Source organism: bacterium (assembly GCA_040753555.1).
GTDB lineage: Bacteria > UBA9089 > UBA9088 > UBA9088 > UBA9088 > JBFLYE01.
This window is the reverse complement of the sequence record JBFMDZ010000266.1, coordinates 1-2,527: the sequence shown is the minus strand read 5'-3', so window position 1 is coordinate 2,527 and position 2,527 is coordinate 1. Positions and strand designations below refer to the sequence as shown.

1 protein-coding gene is annotated in these 2,527 nt (G+C 37.5%); it reads left to right on the top strand.

Features of this window, described 5'->3' with window-relative positions; all coding sequences use genetic code 11:
- Window positions 1-257: 257 nt before the first annotated feature.
- Window positions 258-2,527: IPT/TIG domain-containing protein (locus AB1630_12270; protein MEW6104569.1), on the top strand; the 2,270-nt coding region annotated here is incomplete at its 3' end.

Sequence of the window (2,527 nt, the reverse complement as noted above, 5' to 3'; positions counted from 1 at the left end):
TCCCCTTCTTTAATATCGGCAGATTTGGTATTTTTCTTAAATATTTCTTTTCTTTTTGTTTTTTTAACAATAATCCATTTTATCTTATTGTTTATATAGATTTGTAAAAAGTTGGGGAAGTTCTGGCTTTAGGGTTTGGGGCTTGTAAAATAGCCTGGGCAGAGACTTATGTAAGTGGCAATGTCTCTGGAAATTGGACAATTGCTGGAAGTCCATATATAGCTACGGCTAATACAACTGTGCAAAATGGGACAAGTTTGTCAATTGATCCAAATGTTGAGGTAAGGTTTGCTCAAAATACCTCATTGATTGTCTATGGAACCTTGACTGCTGTTGGTACACCAGTTGGAACAATTACTTTCACAGCTTCCTCCACAACACCTTCTGCTGGGTTTTGGCAAAGTATTAAATTTAGTGGAGCAAATGCAAAGGGAACAATAAGTTATTGCAATATAGGCTATGCAAAGCAGGCGGTTTATTTGGAAAATACATCTGGAATTGTGATTATAAATAATTTCATCCACGATAACAAAGGAAACGATGGATATTGGTATTGGTTTTGGGCTACGTCAGGCGAAGTAGGTTGTGGAATTTATTTAATAGGCGCTTCTTCCAATACTATTTCAGCAAATACAATTTTTAAAAACCAAGGAGGAAATGGAGGAAATGGTATAGCTCCAGGAGATGGATATGGAGGTAGTGGAGGAATTGGTTGTGGTATCTTTTTAGATAATTCAAATTATAATTATTCAGCTTTTAATATTTTGTATGGCAATAAAGGAGGAAAGGGAGGAGATTCTCCTAACTACTGGCATAGCTCAGGAGGGAGAGGGGGTATAGGATGTGGAATTTATATTTCAAATTCTCGTAATAATGTGCTTTTGCAAAATTACATAAGCAAAAGCGAAAGAGGAGAAAGAGGGGTTGGAGATACAGCTAATGCGGGAGAAGCTTCTTACGGGGCTTTTGGAAATGCTTATGGTATTTATATTGATCCAAACAGCTATAACAATACAGTTACTTCTTCTAATAGCTATAATAGTGAGCCTATTTATTACTATTATAACCAATCAGGAATAACCATTGAAAATCAGAATTTAACATTAGTTGGCTCTGGGTCAACAAACTTGGGAAGGATTGTCCTTATAAATTGCCTAGAGTTTATTATTAAAAACAACTCTATCGTTGGAGGAATTGGAGAAAATGGATGTACACAGGGTGGACAAGGTGAGCCTGGCAAACAAGGAAATGGAATATACCTTTTTTCATCAACAAACACTATAATCTCAAATAATATAATATCAAATAATATAGGAGGAAAAGGAGGAACAGTAGGAGAAGGAGGCGGAGTAGGTGGGAGGGGAGGAACTGGAACAGGAGTATTTATTAAAGATTCATCCAATATAAAATTGAACAACAATACTATATTCAATAATATCGCAGGTGAAGGCGGTGGACATGGAGCCCTAGGATCTACATTTGGAAAAGGTGGAGAAGGGATGGGTATTCTTATTATAGATTCCAATGTAGAGATAGAAAGAAATGAAGTAAAAATTAACAAAGGTGCATGGGGAATACCTTCGGGTAAAGGATACGGAATATATTCTTGTTCTTCTTCTAACCCAGAAATCCATTGCAACAACCTCTTCGGCAACAAAAACGGCGACTTAACAAAAGGCTATGGCGTTTATCACGATGGAAGCACAGGAACCATCTCTGCAACCTTTAATTGGTGGGGTCATAATTCTGGACCAGAACATCCCATAACAAATCCATCAGGACAAGGCGATAAGGTATCTGATTGGGTTGATTATTGGCCTTGGACAGCAATTACTTTGGTTAATCCAAATTCAGGTCCAATTGGAACAATAGTTACCATAGAAGGGCAAGGGTTTACCACCCAAACCCAAGTTTTTATAGACTTTGGCACACATCCAACCATAGCTGCAAGAGAATCAAGTATAACTGGCACATTTTCCATAACCTTTATGGTGGACACTCAACCTGTTTGCACAAAGGTTATTACGGCTAGAAATGAGTATGGAAAGAGCGCTACTACGCTTTTTAAACTTATGAGTGGGGTCTTAGGAATTTCATTAAGGAAAGAATGTCCATCTTTTGCTCTCTCTCAATCAACCATAACCTATACCCTTTATTATAAAAATACAGGAACAACAGTCCTTTCCGATGTTTTTCTTAAAGACCAATTACCCAATGGAAGTATTCAAACCTTTAGCCTTGGATTGCTAAATCCTAATCAAGAAGGCTCAACAACCATCAAATATTTCATTCAAAAACAGGGTTCATCCACTATTACAAACTATGCAACCATTACAGGCACATCAGAGGTAAGTTGTGCCGAAGGAGTAGTTACAGCTTATGCTTCCTGCTCAACCCATGTTACTTTCATTCCTGAGATTACAAATCTTACGCCTACATCTGGCCCGATTGGCACAATAATTACCATTCAAGGCCAAAACTTTGCCACAAATTCTCTTATTTCCATTGACTTTGGCACACATCTTAC